This is a genomic window from Arcticibacterium sp., assembly GCF_055134445.1.
On the sequence record NZ_JBSRVI010000018.1, the window covers coordinates 13,928 to 32,430 of the forward strand.

At 37.4% G+C, this 18,503-nt stretch carries 16 protein-coding genes; 3 read left to right on the forward strand and 13 right to left on the reverse strand.

The window, feature by feature from the left end; all coding sequences use genetic code 11:
* Nucleotides 1-29: 29 nt before the first annotated feature.
* Nucleotides 30-482, reverse strand: coding sequence for a regulatory protein RecX (locus tag ACTBZY_RS02280; RefSeq protein WP_463044703.1), 453 nt, complete (start codon nucleotides 480-482; stop codon nucleotides 30-32).
* 128 nt (nucleotides 483-610) lie between these two features.
* Between ACTBZY_RS02280 and sppA the strand changes: the two genes are divergently transcribed.
* Nucleotides 611-2,365: a signal peptide peptidase SppA gene (gene sppA, locus ACTBZY_RS02285; protein WP_463044704.1), complete on the forward strand. Its 1,755-nt coding sequence runs from the start codon at nucleotides 611-613 to the stop codon at nucleotides 2,363-2,365.
* A 12-nt stretch (nucleotides 2,366-2,377) separates the two neighbouring features.
* On the opposite strand, the gene ACTBZY_RS02290 is transcribed toward sppA, so the two are convergent.
* The 6 genes from ACTBZY_RS02290 to ACTBZY_RS02315 form a co-directional block, all read right to left on the reverse strand.
* The gene (locus ACTBZY_RS02290; protein ID WP_463044705.1) at nucleotides 2,378-3,055 is read right to left on the reverse strand and encodes a response regulator transcription factor; all 678 of its coding nucleotides are present in this window, start codon (nucleotides 3,053-3,055) and stop codon (nucleotides 2,378-2,380) included.
* Between the two features lies 1 nt (nucleotide 3,056).
* Nucleotides 3,057-3,818 (reverse strand): sensor histidine kinase, encoded by a 762-nt coding sequence (locus tag ACTBZY_RS02295; protein ID WP_463044706.1) that lies wholly within the window; start codon nucleotides 3,816-3,818, stop codon nucleotides 3,057-3,059.
* A complete protein-coding gene (locus ACTBZY_RS02300) occupies nucleotides 3,797-4,444 on the reverse strand; it encodes a hypothetical protein (protein WP_463044707.1) in 648 nt (215 codons plus the stop codon). The genes ACTBZY_RS02295 and ACTBZY_RS02300 overlap by 22 nt, the downstream gene beginning before the upstream one ends.
* 15 nt (nucleotides 4,445-4,459) lie before the next feature.
* Nucleotides 4,460-4,897 carry a hypothetical protein gene (locus ACTBZY_RS02305; RefSeq protein WP_463044708.1) on the reverse strand — a complete coding sequence of 146 codons (438 nt, stop codon included), beginning with the start codon at nucleotides 4,895-4,897 and terminating at the stop codon, nucleotides 4,460-4,462.
* A gap of 86 nt (nucleotides 4,898-4,983) precedes the next feature.
* Nucleotides 4,984-6,312, reverse strand: a complete 1,329-nt coding sequence (locus ACTBZY_RS02310; protein ID WP_463044709.1) for a hypothetical protein — start codon at nucleotides 6,310-6,312, stop codon at nucleotides 4,984-4,986.
* A gap of 350 nt (nucleotides 6,313-6,662) precedes the next feature.
* Nucleotides 6,663-7,844 (reverse strand): acyltransferase family protein, encoded by a 1,182-nt coding sequence (locus ACTBZY_RS02315; protein WP_463044710.1) that lies wholly within the window; start codon nucleotides 7,842-7,844, stop codon nucleotides 6,663-6,665.
* A 162-nt stretch (nucleotides 7,845-8,006) separates the two neighbouring features.
* On the opposite strand from ACTBZY_RS02315, the gene gyrB reads away from it, so the two are divergent.
* Both gyrB and ACTBZY_RS02325 read left to right on the forward strand, forming a co-directional pair.
* Nucleotides 8,007-9,962: a DNA topoisomerase (ATP-hydrolyzing) subunit B gene (gyrB, locus tag ACTBZY_RS02320; RefSeq protein ID WP_463044711.1), complete on the forward strand. Its 1,956-nt coding sequence runs from the start codon at nucleotides 8,007-8,009 to the stop codon at nucleotides 9,960-9,962.
* Nucleotides 9,963-10,196: 234 nt separating this feature from the next.
* On the forward strand, nucleotides 10,197-11,909 hold the full coding sequence (locus ACTBZY_RS02325) for an AMP-binding protein (protein WP_463044712.1): 1,713 nt from the start codon (nucleotides 10,197-10,199) through the stop codon (nucleotides 11,907-11,909).
* Nucleotides 11,910-11,988: 79 nt separating this feature from the next.
* On the opposite strand, the gene ACTBZY_RS02330 is transcribed toward ACTBZY_RS02325, so the two are convergent.
* The 6 genes from ACTBZY_RS02330 to ACTBZY_RS02355 form a co-directional block, all read right to left on the reverse strand.
* Nucleotides 11,989-13,506 carry a hypothetical protein gene (locus ACTBZY_RS02330; RefSeq protein WP_463044713.1) on the reverse strand — a complete coding sequence of 506 codons (1,518 nt, stop codon included), beginning with the start codon at nucleotides 13,504-13,506 and terminating at the stop codon, nucleotides 11,989-11,991.
* A 3-nt stretch (nucleotides 13,507-13,509) separates the two neighbouring features.
* Nucleotides 13,510-14,076: an RNA polymerase sigma factor gene (locus ACTBZY_RS02335; protein ID WP_463044714.1), complete on the reverse strand. Its 567-nt coding sequence runs from the start codon at nucleotides 14,074-14,076 to the stop codon at nucleotides 13,510-13,512.
* A gap of 93 nt (nucleotides 14,077-14,169) precedes the next feature.
* Nucleotides 14,170-15,213, reverse strand: coding sequence for a bifunctional diaminohydroxyphosphoribosylaminopyrimidine deaminase/5-amino-6-(5-phosphoribosylamino)uracil reductase RibD (gene ribD / locus ACTBZY_RS02340; RefSeq protein ID WP_463044715.1), 1,044 nt, complete (start codon nucleotides 15,211-15,213; stop codon nucleotides 14,170-14,172).
* A 38-nt stretch (nucleotides 15,214-15,251) separates the two neighbouring features.
* Entirely contained in the window at nucleotides 15,252-16,253 is a 1,002-nt protein-coding gene (locus tag ACTBZY_RS02345; RefSeq protein ID WP_463044716.1) for a glycosyltransferase, read from the reverse strand.
* A gap of 8 nt (nucleotides 16,254-16,261) precedes the next feature.
* Entirely contained in the window at nucleotides 16,262-17,158 is an 897-nt protein-coding gene (locus ACTBZY_RS02350; protein ID WP_463044717.1) for a glycosyltransferase family 2 protein, read from the reverse strand.
* A 104-nt stretch (nucleotides 17,159-17,262) separates the two neighbouring features.
* Nucleotides 17,263-18,495, reverse strand: coding sequence for a glycosyltransferase (locus ACTBZY_RS02355; RefSeq protein ID WP_463044718.1), 1,233 nt, complete (start codon nucleotides 18,493-18,495; stop codon nucleotides 17,263-17,265).
* Nucleotides 18,496-18,503: the final 8 nt, after the last annotated feature.

The window sequence follows — 18,503 nt, forward strand, 5'->3', positions numbered from 1 at the left end:
TTTATTAAAGATGAAATCTTTCCCTTAATTTAACTATTATTTTTGATGATATCCCATATTAACTCTGACTCAAATCCCTTTTGCATAGCGTATTTAGCTACTTTTTGATTTCTCGTGAATAGATTCGTTTCTAGTCTCAGGCTATGCATTTTTTTGTGAATGAGGGCCTGTAGCACTAAATAGTACTCTTCATCATCTATTTCTAGCATGCCTTTTTGAATACAGTAAGAAGAGAGGTTCCTTTTTTTTAGTTCTTGTTGGATTTTTAGTCGTCCCCATTTCTTTACACGGAATTTGCTGCCCGCAAAAATTTTGGAAAAGCGTTCCTCGTTTAGATAGTTTTCTTGGATAAGCTCCGCAATAATTCCCTCCGCTTCGTCTCCGAAAGCGTACCATTCTTTAAGTTTTTGTCTTACTTCTTCTTGTGTTCTTTCTTGATAAGCACAATAGTTGCAAGCTTTTAGAAATATGCTTCTATCCATTAAAATTGTTCATATGCCGTTTTTTGACCTGCAAAATACCATTTATCAATAAAAACATCTTCTACTACCAATCAATCTTACTTTTGTATCTCTATTTTTGACATTATTACAACTTTAGAATTTGAAATATGCTTCAATTCCTTAAATATGTGCTGGCCACTATAGTTGGTCTTTTTATGTTTTTTGTTCTTTCTCTATTCCTTTTGGTAGGAATAGGGGCTATGTTTTCTGGTTCAGATTCGGTGGTATCGGTGAGCGAGAACTCTGTTTTAGAAATAAACCTGAATCAGATTATTGTAGAAGATGCGGCTACCGAAGACCCATTGGCAATGATTTTTGACGATGGCCCAGGTAAAGTGGGCTTAATAGCGTTGAAGGCCGCTATTAATAATGCAAAATTGGACCCCAATATTAAAGGTATTTATTTGGCCTCTGAGTACCCTCAGGCTAGTTTTAGTACGCTAGAAGAATTAAGAAATGTACTGGAAGATTTTAAATCTTCCGATAAGTTTATCTATGCTTACGGCGAGGTGATGTCTGAGCAGGCGATTTATATTAACTCAGTGGCAGACAGAATTTTCTTAAATACGGCTGGTGGATTAGAGTTCAACGGACTTTTTGCTGAAGTCACTTTTCTTAAAGGTCTTTTTGATAAAATTGGTGTGGAGCCCTTAATATTTAAGGTAGGAGACTATAAAAGTGCGGTGGAGCCTTTTATTAGAACCAACATGTCTGATGCGAACCGTGAGCAGGTCACTTCCTATATCAATTCTATTTCAGACCATGTTTATCATCAAGTAGCGGTATCTAGAGGTTTAACAGATGATGAAATTAGAAGCTTATTGAATGATGCGGTAAGTTCTCCTAAAGAAGCTTTAGAAAGAAAGCTCATTACAGATATCGTATATTTTGACGAGTTTGAGGCAGTTTTACGAGAAAAGCTAGCATTAAAAGAGGATGATGAGATTAACTTCATTTCTGCTGAGAAATATGGTAAGGCAAAGAAGATGATTAAGACGGGCGACAGGAATAATAGAATAGCGGTTATTATAGGGCAGGGAGATATTGTTTCTGGAAAAGGAGAAGGAGATGTTATAGCTTCAGAATCTTGGATAGAGGAGCTAAGAAAGGCCGTAAAAGATGATAAAATAAAAGCCATAGTGCTAAGAATCAATTCAGGCGGAGGTTCTGCCTTGGCATCAGATGTGATGTGGAGAGAGATTCAAGTAGCAAAAAAAACTAAGCCAGTTTATGCCAGCATGGGAGATTACGCGGCATCTGGCGGGTATTATATGGCGATGGGTTGTGATACCATTTTTGCGAATCCTACGACTGTAACAGGCTCTATTGGTATTTTTGGAATGTTATTTAATGCAGAGAATCTTTTAAATAATAAACTGGGTATCACTTTTGACGGTGTTGAGTCTCATGAACATTCAGACTTTCCTTCTGTGGTAGGCGAAATGTCTGAGGTGGAAAAAATGATGATTCAAAAGAATGTAAATGATGGTTATGAAGAATTTACCTCTAAGGCTGCCCAGGGTAGAAAAATGGATATTGATAAACTAAAGGCCTTAGCGGGAGGAAGAGTTTGGACTGGACTTCAGGCTAAGGAAAATGGTTTGGTAGATGTTATCGGCTCCTTAGAGGATGCCATACAGTTGGCGGCAAAAAATCAAGGCATCGAAGATGATTTTCAGGTGAGATATTATCCTAAGGCTAAAAGTGATATAGAGGTCATTATGGAGAAAATATCCGATCAAAGCTCGATTAAATTAGACCAGAGGTTGGGTCTTCTGGCTCCTTATTTAAAAGAGCTAAATCTCATTCAGAAAATGGATAAGATTCAGGCCAGAATGGCTTTTGATATTAAAATAAAGTAATGGCAAAGTCATTTATTTGAGTAATATGGCTGGGTCAAGTAATTGGTTTTTTACCGCATAAATTACTAATCCAGCCGTATTTCTAGCTCCCGTTTTTTCGAGTAGGTTGTTTCTGTGCCCTTCCACCGTTCTTACACTTAAAAAGAGTTCGTCTGCTATTTCCTGACCCGTCTTCTGATGACAAATAAGGCTTAAAACCTCAATTTCTCTTGGTGATAGAATGGAAGGGGAGTTGTTCTGAATAAACATTTTAGACTTCTTGCCATTGATTCTTTTGGCAATAGCAGAAAGTAAAGCTTCATTAAAGTAAAGGTCTTTTATGAGTACCGTTCTTATGCCTTCTATAACTTCTTGCGGTTCAGAATTTTTCAGTAAATAGCCGGAAATGCCCATCTCCATCAAATGGCTTATAAATCTATCTTCACTATAGACAGAAAGAATCAAAACCTTGATTTGAGGATATTTTTTATGAAGCACCTTCATGGTTTCTACCCCATTTAAGACGGGCATAGAAAGGTCTAGTAAAACAACTTCCGGGTTTTCTTGGTCGCTTTCTAAATAATCTAAAAGCTCCTGACCATTTCCGGCTTCTAAAACAAATTTTAAATCCTTCTCATTTTCCAGAATGGATCGCAGGCCTTTTCGGAAAAGTACTTGATCGTCTACAATCGCTATTTTAATTTGACTCATTTTACTTTGGAATTTGCATTTCAAATTTAAAGCCTTTTTCAGGAGCTGTTTCAAACTTAGCTTCTCCTCCAAGGGATTTTGCCCTAGCGGTTATGTTTTTGAGACCTAAGCTTTTTGCTTTTAGGGCCTTATTAAGCTCAAATCCGACGCCATTATCTTGATAAAACAAATCTAGCGTATTGTCTTTTTCAATAAGTCTGAAGACTATAGTATCCGCCTGAGCGTATTTTATTGAATTATTAATGAGCTCTTGGAGTATCCTATAAATCATAAGCTCTTTACGGTGCATGCCTTTTGATAAATTCTCAATTTGATACTCGATGTTCATGTCTGATGCTGTAGCATGGTCTTCGATGAGATTTTCAAGGGCAAACTCAAGTCCAAATTCTTCTAAGCCAATAGGCAGAAGGTCATTTGAAATTCTCCTTACATTATCAATAGTGGTGTCAATCAGAGCTTTTAAGTTGTTTTCTGCATTATTTCCAAGGTTTCCAGATATCAGTCGCATAGCAGAAAGTGAAGAGCCAATTTCATCGTGGAGCTCTCTGGCCACTCTTTGTCTTTCAATTTCTGTAGCTTCTAGTGTTCCCAAATACATTTCTTTTTGGTGTTCTAGCTCTGTGTTTCGTAGTTCTAAGTCTTTTTCTAGAATTCTTCTTTTGTAGGTAATAATGAATGTGACAATAGCCCCAGAAAGAAGTAAGAATGCTAGTGTGCCGCCAATAAGAAGAATGTATAAATCTATTGACGAGTTATTTTCCATAAACCAATGATAATTAAAGTATGTAATACGCCTAATAGGAAGGCGTGCATAGCCCAAGCAGCCATGTTGAGCTCATAGCTCTGTGATTCTATAACATTGCTTAGAACAAAAAGTACGAAGCTGCCAGAAAAATAGACAAAAAAGGCCGTGTTTAGCCAGAAGTCGCTATTCTGTGTAGGGTTTTTTGTTTCTAATTCAACCAACATTTTATAATAAAGAACCAGCGAAAGGGCCATGATGATTAAACATTCTAAAGGGCGTACATAGGAATTGTAGACATAAAGGCCTTGTACAAAAAATGCATTGATGATGGCCCAAGTAGAAAACAGTACTATAATGCCTATCAACATCTTTTTGCCCATTATTGGCACAAGCAGACGATAATAAAATAGACTCACCACCAAAAATTCTAGAAAAGTATAGAGATGCAGATAGGGCAAATTGTTTACTTTTCTACCATAAAGGACTCTTGAAAGGATCTCAAAAAAGACCGCTAGAGCAAGAAATAGAAGTATTTCAGGTTTAGTTTTCTTTATGGTTTTGAACTTTAAAATGCCAATAAATGCGGATACTCCGATCATTAATGGAATAAGCTCTAGAATCCATCTTAAGGTTTCATTGCTCATTGGCTATCGCGGTCTTTAAACATATAAGGGACTGTTGGTGTCACAGGTGGATGGGCAAGGGTGAGAGAAATCATTTACAGGTAGCGTGGTTCCTACCTCAATGTTATCTCCTAATTTTTTGACTAATTCTTCGTCATGAATTTCTCCTACTAAATCAATGGCTTCAGCAGGAGAGTCTCCAATGGCATTTACCATCAATAAATGAGGTACCTTTCCCTTTTTTGATTCTTCTGAGACACTCATGTAAAAACGAACATAATTGGCGTTTTTGGCTTGAGCAAATAAAGCAAGAAGGTCTTTTTTTGCCACTAGAAAAGCCCTAACATCTGAGGTGTCATACTTATCTTCTTCAGATAAATTTGTTTCATTTTGTTTTAGGTCTATCCAATTTTTACACCATTGCTGAGCTTCTTCCAAGGGTATGGCATAAGGGTCTATGCTACTAGAGTTCATAACTATTTTAATTTTAGAGTGATATGCTGATAGATTATTTTATGTGCTAGGCACATAAACAAAATTACCTTTTTTTCACTTCTAGCCTAGTTTTCTACCATGTTTGATTGAATAGACCATGTAAAATCTAGTTGAACTTTATCAATAAAAAAGGAATCTGACATGCTTATATATTGGGCGGTGCTGTAAGGTGTGTTTTTAGAATGGTTGGCTAGTGCGTGGCATGACATGCAATTGGTCTGAATGCCAAACTTAAAGTTTGGGTCAAGGCGATTCTTAAATGTAAAAACGGTACTGTCGAAAGCGGCTTCTAAATAGGGATTGAAACCAATTACGGGTATAACGCCGGAGTTAGTGCCGCTATGTATTGGTTGGTTTGGCATAACCATGGCATAGGATAACGTCATGGCATAATGAGCGGCTTCGTTTTTAAGGGTGTTTGGCATTTTACTGGCAATTCTTCTTGAACTTGGTAAGGGCGGATTGCTAGGGTCTGCTGTCCACCAAAAGCTTTGCCATGTCCAATTGCTTATTTCTTTTGTGCCGACATGCATGGCTACCAAAAGAGCCAAGTCGCCTATCTGAGCTTTTGAATCTATGGTTTTAATATAAGATAAGCTGTTTTTGTCTACTTCAAAGTAAATGAAGTCTTTAAGGTTGTAGGTGGTTTTAGAAGTAGGATTTAGGCTGTCGTTTGAGATAGAACCGTCTCCTTGGCCATTGTTGGTGATGTCCACAAAAACATAGGAATTCCAGTCTTTTTCGCCATAGGATTTTGGGTTAGAGGGTATTCCCGGCCATACAGGGATGGCTGAAATGGCATTTGACTTACTGATAACTTTATACGTGGGTTTACAGGTAATGGCATTGTTTGGGAACTCTGGAATTTTACCAATGGCGTTCTTTTTCTTATATGATTCTATGACACTCTTTTTGAAAACTTGGTTTTCAATCGCAAACCTACTGGCTGTTGGGCTATAGGCCACCGTTTCAAATACTTCAGTTACTTGTGGTAAACCAGCATGGGCAAATTGTGTGGGTCTTCTTAAAGGAGTTCTTAGGTGTTTCTCTTTGGTTAGCCCTGTTTTCATTCTTTCTGCTAATGCACTGGGACTTTCCCAGGTTTCAAACACCCTTAAATATTGACCTGAAGAGTCTTGTTGTGTGGTTTGGGGGGTGATGGAGGCCCACACACCCCAAGCGTGTTTAATGATTTCATCTTGATTGCCGGTATTAAGCCAGTTGTAAATTACGGTTGAATCTTCTGGGAAATTGAACCCAGGGATTTCTGGGTCAATTGGATCGGTAGGTTGAATAAAGTTGTGGGATTCAGAGTTGTTTCTGTTACCGGATTGGCATTGACTAAAAAGTAATCCTAGGAGGACTAAAATTTGTAAATTATGGTAAACTTTCATGGCTATAAATTGATCTCGAAAGCAAAATTAGAGCCTAGCCATCTCTTTATTATGAGTAAAATTACCTGTTTTAGAAATCGAGTAAAATTGCGAAGAACAGCTTAGTCTATAGACCTGATTAAGAAAACGGGTAGAATTGCTCATGTTTATATTGATGTCATATAAGACCTTTGAGGCATCCTTTTCTATAAGAAGAGATTTTGGTAACTGGTCATAGGGGTATGCTTAAGTTACAATGAAGGCTTCCGTATTATCATGCGGAGCCTTTTATTGGACTTCAAAGGAGAAAAAGTGTCTTATCAAGTTGGATAGCCTGCTTCAAGCCGGAATTAAGGTCTTTAGTAATATTTTTAAACTTTAATAAAAACTTTGTGGTCATACATCCACTTAAGAATTAACCATTCCATTAGAAGGATGACACTGCCAGATATCAATGTTTCGTATGAGGTGCCGAAAATTTGGGAATAGTTTTCTCCTAAATGAATCTGAAAACTATTATCAATAAATTCATTAATGGTATGTGCAAGTACGTAAGCTGCTAGGGAGTTCATCCCAATTATTTTTAACCAATTAAAAGGTGTTATAATGCCTTTTAGGTCTGCTAGCCAGTGAAAACCTGCAAGTATTAAGAAGCATGCTCCGCCACTAAAGAGTGTCCATGATGGTGTCCAGATTCTTTTAACTATTGGGTTTATTCCTATGAAATGGCAGATTAAACTGATTGTTATTAGTACTAAGCCTATTTTGACAAAATAAAAATGTTTGGAAGTTTGCTTGCTTAGTAGGACTTGGCCAGCCACCAAACCCAAAACCATAGTTCCGAGCGTAGGAATAAAACTTAAGGTTGAATAACCGCCCGAGTTAAATCGAAATAAAGATTCTCTTGGGAAAATATTCATAAACCATGTGTCAAATGCCCAAGCGAAATTGGCATTTTTGTTCCAGTGGCTGGAGAATCCATTGAAATTGTGAGGCCAATCTGCCGGAACTCCCGTGTGCTCAGGGTTGAGATGACTTTCAGGCATGTTATACAAGGCAAATGCTAACCAATAGAAAAAAAGGATGAGTCCTAGAGCTATCCATAGACTTTTTTGTTTTCTATTACCTAAGAGAAATAGGATGGGGTAGCCAAGGCCAATTTGTGAAAGTGTATCTTCAAATGTCCAATTCGTCATATCAGAATGCATGGACCTTAGAAAAACACCGAGTAAAACCAATATCAATGATCTCTTCAAGACATGCAGGTATAGGTTTTTCGAAGAATTACCTTTTTTAATTCTGGCTTGAACCGAAAAAGGTAGTGCCACACCCACTAAAAAAGTGAAGGATGGTTGAATCAAATCATGTAAAGAGCAACCGGCCCAAGAAACATGAGATTGGTTGAAGGCAAGAAACTTCCAAAATGTGCTTTCGGGTAGACTAGAAGCAATTTTGCTGATGTGCCAAACTTCCGCCATCATTAAAAACATAACTAGACCCCTATAAATGTCTACAGAAAGGATTCTTTTTGGTGCCAACATGTGTTTTCTCATTTAAGTGATTCGTGTGGAAAATTACTCAATCTTTTGAAGAATTCTTTATTCTCATTTACCATAAAAAATAACTACCTTTACGCTATGAATCGCAAGTCCACTTTGTGGGCTTTTTTGTAAAAGAAATATAATCTAAACTACAGAAAACAAACCTTTAGCAATATGTCTGACGGAGCAGAGAATAAGAAAGACTACGGAGCAAATAATATTCAAGTTTTAGAAGGATTGGAGGCTGTTAGGAAAAGGCCTGCCATGTATATTGGAGATGTAGGGTTTAAAGGCCTTCATCACTTGATATGGGAAGTGGTAGATAACTCTATAGATGAATCTATGGCGGGTTATTGTGATACAATTGATGTGACCATTGAAGAAAATAACTCCATTACAGTAAGAGATAACGGTCGTGGAATTCCTACAGGATTTCACGATAAAGAGCAGAAGTCTGCCTTGGAGGTAGTAATGACGGTACTTCATGCAGGAGGAAAATTTGATAAGGATACTTACAAAGTTTCTGGAGGATTGCACGGCGTAGGTGTTTCTTGTGTGAACGCCGTATCCAGCGACTTGAAAGTGGTGGTGTATAGAGATGGAAAGGTACACGAGCAGGAGTACAAAAAAGGTATTCCTCAGTATTCGGTTAGAGAGATTGGAACTACGGAAGAGCATGGAACTTTTGTTCAGTTTCTTCCAGATAGCAGTATTTTTGAAGTTTCAGAATACAAATATGAAACCGTTGCCAACCGTCTACGTGAATTATCTTTCCTAAACAAAGGACTGACCCTTAATCTAACAGATAAAAGGAGAATAGAAGAAGATGGAAGCATAGCTACAGAGAGTTTTCATTCAGAAGGTGGCCTTGCTGAGTTTGTTGAATACATGGATCAGTCGCGTGAGAGACTTATTCCAGCACCTATGTTTATGGAAGGTGAGCGTGATGGTGTACCTGTGGAGGTAGCCATGATTTATAATAGCTCTTATTCGGAAAATGTAGCCTCTTTTGTAAATAACATCAACACCCATGAAGGTGGAACCCACGTATCGGGTTTCAGAATGGCTCTTACAAGAACACTTAAGGGCTATGCCGAGAAGTCTGGGATGTTGGCCAAAGAGAAAATAGAAATTGCTGGAGACGACTTTCGTGAAGGTTTAACAGCTGTTATTTCTGTAAAGGTTCAGGAGCCTCAATTTGAAGGTCAAACAAAGACTAAGTTGGGTAACTCGGAAGTAACTTCTGCGGTGAGTGGTTGTGTACAGGAAATGCTTCAAAACTACTTAGAGGAAAATCCAAAAGAAGCCAAAACCATCGTTGATAAGGTGATTATAGCCGCTAAGGCTAGGATTGCGGCCAAGAAAGCCAGAGAAATGGTTCAGCGTAAGAATGTTTTGACAGGAAGTGGGCTTCCTGGAAAACTGGCTGACTGTGCCAATTCAGACCCAGCGGTTTGTGAGGTATACCTCGTGGAGGGAGACTCTGCAGGTGGTTCTGCAAAACAAGGTAGAGATAGAGCTTTTCAAGCAATTTTGCCTTTAAGAGGTAAGATTCTTAACGTAGAAAAAGCACAAGAATATAGAATCTACGAGAATGATGAAATTAAGAATATCATTACTGCCCTAGGAGTAAGAATGGGTAGAGATGGTGATGAAAGAGCATTAGATATGGAGAAGCTCCGTTATCACAAAATCATCATTATGACCGATGCTGATATTGACGGAAGTCATATTAGAACCCTTATTTTAACTTTCTTCTATAGGTTTATGAGAGAGTTGATTGAGAAAGGTTATCTGTACATTGCTCAGCCGCCTTTCTATTTGGTTAAAAAAGGGAATAAGTCTGAGTATTGCTGGACGGAAGATCAGCGTCTGGCGGCCATAAAGAGATTGGCTGGAAATGGAAAAGAGGACTCTGTTGGCGTTCAGCGATATAAAGGTCTTGGAGAGATGAACCCTGAGCAGCTGTGGGAAACGACCATGAACCCAGAAGGTCGTACTTTAAAACAAGTGACTATTGAGTCGGCCTCTGAGGCAGATTTATTATTCTCAATGTTAATGGGAGATGAAGTAGCTCCAAGAAGAGAGTTCATTGAGAAGAATGCAAAATATGCCCACGTCGACGTTTAATATTGACTAAGCTTATTGTTATAATAAAAAGAACCGGCTTTTGCCGGTTCTTTTGTTTTTTAGTGTATTCTTAATATAGTTTTAATGGAAATTATAAAATCGGGATTCAAATTCGGAATTAGTTACTACGTTTAATTATTCTAAAAGAGAAGGTTTGAGACTATATTTCGTTTATTTTATCCTTTTAAAACACTAAATTTACTTCTAGAAATACAAACTAAAAACCTCAAAGAAATGACTGATTCTAAACCCTGGCTAAAAAATTATCCTAAAGGGATATCCACAGAAATAAATCCAGATGTTTATACCTCTTTAGTCGAATTAATAGAAGAGGGCTTTAAGAAATATGCAGGGAGAGCGGCATATTCCAATATGGGCAAGGAAGTTAGTTTTGCTGATATTGATAGATTGTCGGAAGACTTCGCAAGCTACCTACAAAGTATTGGCTTACAGAAAGGAGACAGGATAGCTATTCAAATGCCCAACTGTCTACAGTATCCCGTGGTTTTGTTTGGTGCTCTTAGGGCTGGCTTGGTCGTGGTTAATACTAATCCGCTTTATACGCCAAGAGAGATGAAGCATCAGTTCAAAGATTCGGGAGCAAAGGCCATCGTTATTGTAGCAAACTTTGCTCATAATTTAGAGAAAGTACTAGCCGATACCCAGATTGAACATGTCGTATTGACGGAGCTTGGAGACATGCTTGGCTTTCCTAAAAAGCAGCTGGTTAATTTTGTGGTGAAGACCATTAAAAAAATGGTACCTTCTTATTCATTACCCAATTCAGTTAAGTTTTCTACAGCTTTAGAAATAGGGGCTAAACTTAAATATGTTAAGCCAGATGTAAAAAGTTCTGAATTGGCTTTTATACAATATACCGGTGGAACTACAGGCGTCTCAAAAGGAGCCATGCTTTCTCACCGAAACTTGATAGCAAATTTGGAGGCCAACGATGCATGGCAAAGTGTGATCATGGATGACATTACCGATGATAAGATAGTGGTGGTGGCAGCATTACCGCTTTATCATGTTTATGCTCTTACCGTGAATGCCTTAACAGCATTAAAGACGGGTGTTATGAATCTTTTAATTACTAACCCTAGAGATATGGCTGGTTTTATTAAAGATTTGAAAAAGAATCCACCTCATATTTTTACAGGATTAAATACCCTTTATAATGGTCTTTTAAACCATCCAGACATTGATGGTGTAGATTGGAGCAAGTTGAAAATTACTTCGGCGGGCGGCATGGCCTTGCAAAAGGCGGTAGCTAATGCGTGGAAAGAGAAAACTGGCTGCCTTCCGGTGGAGGGTTATGGATTATCAGAAACATCACCGGTGCTTACTTCAAATCCTATAAAAGGCGACAATAGGATAGGAACTATTGGTGTGCCTTGGCCCAGTACAGATATTAGAATAGTGGACGAAGATGGGAATTGGGTTAAACCTGGTGAGGCTGGAGAGATTTGTGCTTTTGGGCCGCAGGTGATGTCTGGATATTTTAACAGAGAGGAAGAAACGGATAAGGTTTTCCTGACAGATCCAGAGGATGGTAGAAAATGGTTTAAAACAGGGGATATAGGTGTGATGAGTGAAGACGGCTACTTTAAAATAGTAGACCGAAAGAAAGACATGATTATAGTTTCTGGTTTTAATGTTTATCCTAATGAGGTTGAAGATGTTATAGTAGAGCATCCAGGTGTTTTAGAGCTGGCTTGTATTGGGGTGGCAGATGCCAAGTCCACAGAGGCGGTAAAAGTTTTTGTGGTCAAGAAAGACCCTAATCTTACTGAGGATCAAGTCAAGGCTTTTGCAAGAGAGAATTTAACGCCGTATAAATGCCCAAAATATGTGGAGTTTAGAGACGAGCTGCCCAAAACCAATGTAGGGAAAATTTTAAGGAGGGCTTTAAAAGAAGAGGAAATAGCAAAGTCCAAATTGGCTTAGAATAAAGTGTAAATACCCCACTGAAAAACTTCGGTGGGGTATTTTTTTGCGTACAGTTTATTAAAAAAGTTTATTGTTTTTATTTGAAACGGTAGCTAACGCCGTAGTTAATGCCTAGATATCTAGGTTTAAATGAGAAACTTTCTGTTTTCTCTACACCAGATGTTAAAGTTTGCTGAAGACCAGAGCCTAATGAAATTTGCCAATCATCTCTCACCGAATAATTGAATTTCACGCCTGCCAAGCCACTCAGATTTAATGGCTTATAGGCAGAGTTTCCTGCGGTAAGTTTACTGCCGCCTTCAGAAATATTATCGAAAACGTTATTAATGATAAAGTCGCCAGATACACCCGTAGTGAAAGATGCTTCTAGTTTTGAGGTCATAGGCAAATGATAGCCCACCTGTACTGGTATCATCAGAAACTTATAATCACTATCTATATCGCCACCAGAAGAGATAACAGTGTTGTCAAAAACACCTGCGTCTTGGCGAATGTAATTAGACTCTAAGAAGCTTTGTACACTTCCGGTATATTGGTTATACGAATAAACGTTACTGGCCACTAAAGAGTTACCCGCTAAATATCTCACACCACTTTCTACAGACCAGTGCTTCTTTATTCTTTTTCCATAATTAACACTAAGGTTTATGGACCTTCCAGATTTTACGTTGTTATACGGCTGAGAAAGCGGTATGGTAAATGTTTCATTTTTAGAAAGCGGCCCACCCGTATCCCCTACACTGTTAAATTCAAAGGAAGAACGAGGTACGTCACTGGCAGAAACTAATGCGGCTCTCTCAAAGTTGTTAATCTTAAAGTTAGGGTCAAAAGGAGATATGCCTGAAAATAATCCGAACCATGAACGCTTTACGAAAGAGGCTTGATTGTCGGCCAAAAGATTGTCTGGCGTTTCAAAGGATAACTTTTTCCTCTTCATGGTAAACCTATTTCCGTAGTTATCAAACTCTTTTTTAATAAGGAGTTTTAAAGAAGAAATAGATTCATGGATAACGCTTGACACCTTCTCTTCTTCATTAATCAATGTCTCTAAGATTGTTTTTGAAGAGGATGGGGACTTTGAGTCTAAAACCAAAGTAGCCTTTGATGATCCTAAATTATTCGATAATGTTTTACTGTAATAAGTAGGGCTAAATGCCTTCGAGCTTAAGGTTTTTGAATTCAGTGTTTCTTTAGAATTGTCTTCAGATCCATTATAAGAATCTCCTAGTAATGCCTTACTCTCTAGTAGCGACACATCGGCTTGAAATTTTTCTTTGGACGAGTCTCTGTCAAATAGATTATTAAGCAAAGAGAAACTTAAGGCCAAGAAGACCATCGCGGCAATTGCGGTGGAAGCGTATTTCTGAAACCAAATTACCAAAACTGGCTTTTCTTTATCGAGTTCTTTCTCAATATTAGCCCAGACGGAGGCGTCAGGTGTTTCTGATGCTGATAATAGCGTATGAACTAAAGAGGCTTCAGATATGGCTTCTTCGTCTAACTTTCCCTCAATATTTCTCCAAATATCAATCGGAGGGATTTCCTCGGCATCTTCAAATGCCTTTTTCCATTGATTTTCAAAAAAATTATTCATCACTTATATTTTTGCGGATAGTTTTCCAGCTTCTCTACTATTTTCTTTCGCAAGTTTTTCTTGCAATAAGGCCTTTGCTCTATAGTACTGAGACTTTGAGGTTCCCTCAGTCACTTCTAGCATAGTGGCAATTTCCTGATGTTTAAAGCCTTCTATGGCGTAGAGGTTAAAAATGGTTCTACAACCCTCTGGCAATTCCCCTATCATATTTAACAAATGCTGATAAGACAGATTTTCAAAGCCCAAGTTGCTATAATGTAGTTCTTCAACAATCATATAGTCGCCTTCTAGACTTTGTGTAAGCTTTTTGTCCTTTTTCAAGGCTTTGAGAGCGGTATTAACCACTATTTTTCTCATCCAAGCTTCTAACGGGCTATCAAATCTGAATGTATCTAAATATTTAAATATCTTAATAAAAGAATCTTGCAATACATCTTGAGCATTTTCCCTATCTCTCATATACCTCAAGGCCACGATAAACAGTTTACCTGAATACAGTTCATAGAGCTGTTTCTGGGCATTCCTGTCTTGTTTAAGGCAGTCCTGAATTATTTGAGTTTCATTGGGCATTCTATCTTAAAATTGCAATTATCAGTGATTCTCATCCTGATAATGAAACAATCTCTTAAGATAGGGTCATTAAGCAGGACTCAATAAAGTAAGTTAAGGTTGGAATTCTCTTGAAAAAATCCTTAAATAATCTGTTTTTAAATCAATATTTTGTATCTCTAAAAGATTTTTGGGAATAGAAGCTGAATTTAGCCCTTGCGAGACGATTAACTTTTTACTCTTAAAAACTCTTATTTCGTCGTAAAGGTTGTCTTTAATAAACATTTCATGGAGTTTTGGTCCACCTTCTACGATTAATGACATCACCTTTCTTTCATGAAGTTGTCCTAAAACGAAATCAAGAATATTCGAATTTACGTCAATCTTTATGAATTCCGTATTCCCATCCTTAAGAGAATAATTTTTATTAAGTACGTAGGTTACAACACTTTGGTCTAATACCTTAAAATTGTCGGTAGGTTTTATTTCTGGGAAAAGGATGACTCTAATGGGGTTTTTTCCTTCCCAGTGTCTAGTACTTAGGCTAGGGTTATCTTTAATAACGGTATTGCCGCCTACCATAATGGCATCTTCTGTAGCTCGCCATTTATGAGAATGGATTTGAGCAAACTCTCCACTAATGCTTACTGGATTGCCGTCTTTATCTGCTACGCAACCGTTGGCAGATTCTGCCCATTTTAGAATAATATAAGGTCGTGTTTTTAATTGAGAGGTGAAAAAACGTCTATTAAGAAATGCTCCATTTTCTACTAATAATCCTGTGGAGACCTCAATTCCCGCGTTTTTTAATTTTTGTATTCCGTTGCCATTAACTTTTTCATTAGGGTCGGTGTTACAAACAACTACTTTTTTTAGTCTTTCTTTAATAAGCAAGTCTGCACAGGGTGGTGTTTTACCAAAGTGTGAACAAGGCTCTAAACTCACATATGCTGTGGAAAAGGGAAGGAGGGATTTGTCCTGGACGTTGTTTATAGCATTGACCTCTGCGTGAGCCTCGCCATATTTCATATGCCAGCCTTCCCCAATAATTTTGTCTTCATGAACTATGACACAACCCACCATTGGATTAGGACTTACGTGACCGGCTCCAAGTTTGGCAAGTTCTAGAGCCCTTTCCATGAAATGTTTTTCCTTCATTCCGAAATATAAATTTTATTTCTGGAGATGGAAAACTATTAAAGGTTGCTTAGTTTTTGAAGCTCGTAAAAGGAACTTTCAAATTGTTTCTTTTGAAGTAAAATAGCTTCGCAAAAGGCTTTATTTCTAATTTCTGCGATTTCATAATCTTCTTTAGATATTTTTCCTGTATTTTTTTTAAGTTTCAACAAAGCCAAAGCTACTTTTTTGCCGAGATAGTTAACCCACCATTTCTTCCTAAGTTCATTCAGTAGGCTAGTGTTCCCTTCAGATTTATTATAGATGTAAGTATACGGAAGCACAAAAACATCTGCTTGTCCGAAGCCTGCAGTCATTTCTCTTAAACGCTGCCATGTAAGCCTATCTGGTATGATGAAATGTTGCGTATTGAGTTCGTTAGAGTAGTAAATTTTATAACCTAAAAGTCTAGAAACCAGGGTTAATTCAGAATCTCCACCACCAGATTGTTTTTTGCCAACCCTGTCTGTAAGATATGGTTTCCAGTTTTTTTGATCCAGTTTCTGGAAGATTTCTTTTCTCATGGTCATTCCCGCACCATATACTAATCCTGCACTGGTTACATCTCCAAACTTTAAGTCATAAAGCTTACCCGTGGCAAAAGATAGTTTGTGCCTTTCGTACCATTCCGGGACTGTGAAATCAAATTTACCAATAGAGGTAACGCCAAGAACACCTATGGCAGGGTCTTCAAACACTTGGGATAGATAGTTTATCCAATTTGTAGGAATAAGGTTGTCATCATCTACAAAAGAGATAATGTCATATTTTGATTCCTTTATACCTCGCAGTCTTGCATTTGAAAGCCCAGACTTAGATTCTTTAAATATTTTTAGGTTTGGGTTTTTCTCAAAATTCCAAGAGGACTCAGAGACCTTTGCGGTTTCATCGGTAGAATTATTGTCAATAAGTATTACCTCCCATTCGATTTCTGTTGGTTCTTGCTTTTGGACGTAGTCTAAAGTTTGCTCAATGATTTGAGCACTATTATAACAACAGATGATAAGGCTAATTCCTTTCATTAATTCTTTTAGGACGCTAAAAATGACATTAAACTACTAATGGCCGGACTTACCGCATAAGAAATTTTGGCAGGAAACGGTAGGAGTCCAATAAACCTTTTTTTATTCTCAATACTGCTCTTTCTTAGTTTTTGAACCCAGTAAAAGATAAGTTTTTGTTTTTCAAAAAAACTGAAATGTTGTTTTTCAAAAATATGATTGACTACCTTAAGACCTTCCGAAAATTGTAGCCCTTTAGACTCTGCTTCGAAAGAGACATTGTTTGAATGTCGTCTGAAAAAATTAAGTCTCTTGCTCGTTCTGTTTATTTCTGTGTTGGCCACTAAGTCTACCCAAAATAGCCAGTCTCCACAGTATTTGTACCCAATAACAGCCTTTAATGTTTCCCAAGGAACCAATGATTTTTTAAAGACACATGAGCTGGCATTATAAATTAAATTGCCCTTTATGAAATAGTCTTTAAGCAATGTAGAACCCTGAGCGTATAACTCATATTCATGTTCCGGCTCATGAAAGGTTTTTCCTTTCTCGTCTATCCAAGTGGAGGCCGAGAAAGAAACTCCAAGGCTTTTGTTCGCCTTGAACATTTTCATATGATGTTCAAGAAAGTTTAGTTCGGCTAGGTCGTCGCTTTCGGCTATCCAGATAAACTCACCAGAAGCAAGGGCAAGACCCTTTTCCCACTGCTTAAATGTACTTCCTGAGTTTTCTTTATTGATTACAATGTGACTTAGTAATGGATGGTCTTCATAAGACTTAATTATCTCACAACTAATATCAGAGGAGCAGTCATCTAGGATAATCAGCTCAAAATCTTGAAAAGATTGATTTAAGATACTCTCAATTCTGTCTCTAAGGAAATCGGCGTGATTATAATTGGGTAATATGACACTTACTGATGGCATTTATCTCTGCAACGCTCTTATTATTTTTGTGCTATGTTGACAAGTTTGTTTATGGATATCAAACTTACGCAAAGGCTTTAATGGATTAACTATTGACATAGGAATTATTTAAAAGTATTGTAAAGAGCGTTTCGTATTTCTCCGCACTTTTCAATTTGATATTGGTCGGTAATTAATTTTTGAGACTGCGTTATTAATTTTTCGGCCAGTCCTTTTGTTTCTATGAGTTCTAATGTTTTCTGTACAAACTCATCTGCATCATGAGCCAGCATACAGTTTTTGCCATCTACCATAGGTAGGCCTTCCGCTCCAACCACGGTGCTAATAATAGGCATTTTCCATGAAATGGCCTCCAAGATTTTCATTCTCATACCACTCACTATTCTTAGAGGAACGATCATAATAGAACCTTTAAAACTATGGGATAAGTCTTCTACAAAGCCTAAAAAGAATACATTCTTTTTAGTTTTATGAAGCTTTTTAAATTCATCAGACCATCTTGAAACTATTTGAAGTTTTAGATTTGGATGTTTGGTGATTATTCTTTCCCAGCAGTGCTCCAGGAACCAATTTACACCATCCAAATTAGGATAATGGTTTTCTGGTCCTAAGAAGACGATGTTCCCTTTAAAAGTAAATGGCGAATTAATGTCGGCCATTTTGAAATTTATAGGAAGGGTAGAAGTGAATAATAGTTCCTTTTTAACACCCGCTTCTTCAAGGTATCCTTTATCTGTTTCTGTTACAGATACTACCTTATCATAATGATTTAGTAGAGCTATTTCTAAATCTTTTGTAGCTGAAATATGCCAAAGGTCTGACAGCGTTTTATTTTCTAGGGTGTCGTATTCCATTTGCAACCTCTTAAATCTTAATTCGTGGTGAATGAAGATTTTAGGAAGGTTTTTTGGCAGTAAATGAACGATTCCGGCAAATTCTATAAATTCGACCTGGGCTAAATCATAGTTTTCATAGGTTACTTCTTCCTTTACCAATGCTAGAAATCCTGGGAAGTAGAATTTGGATAAATCATTAATGGCCAAGTGGGTTTTAGGATAGAAATAATCTAAAACGGTACCTTTTATGAATTGATTTAGCCTTAAAATGGCTTTATAAGTTTTTAAAGATAAACTCTCACTGCCATTTTTTTTGGTAGTTAAGATTTTAACATTGGGCCATAAATCCTGGAGTTTTTCTTTGTTGACCTCAGCTACATTCGGACAAATGAAAGTTATTTCATGCTTATGTCTTAAATAATCAATCATGTTGAAAGTAGCAGCACCGCCGCCATTGTCAACAGGGTAAGGAAAAACAATAGAAATAATAGCAATCTTCATCTTTATGA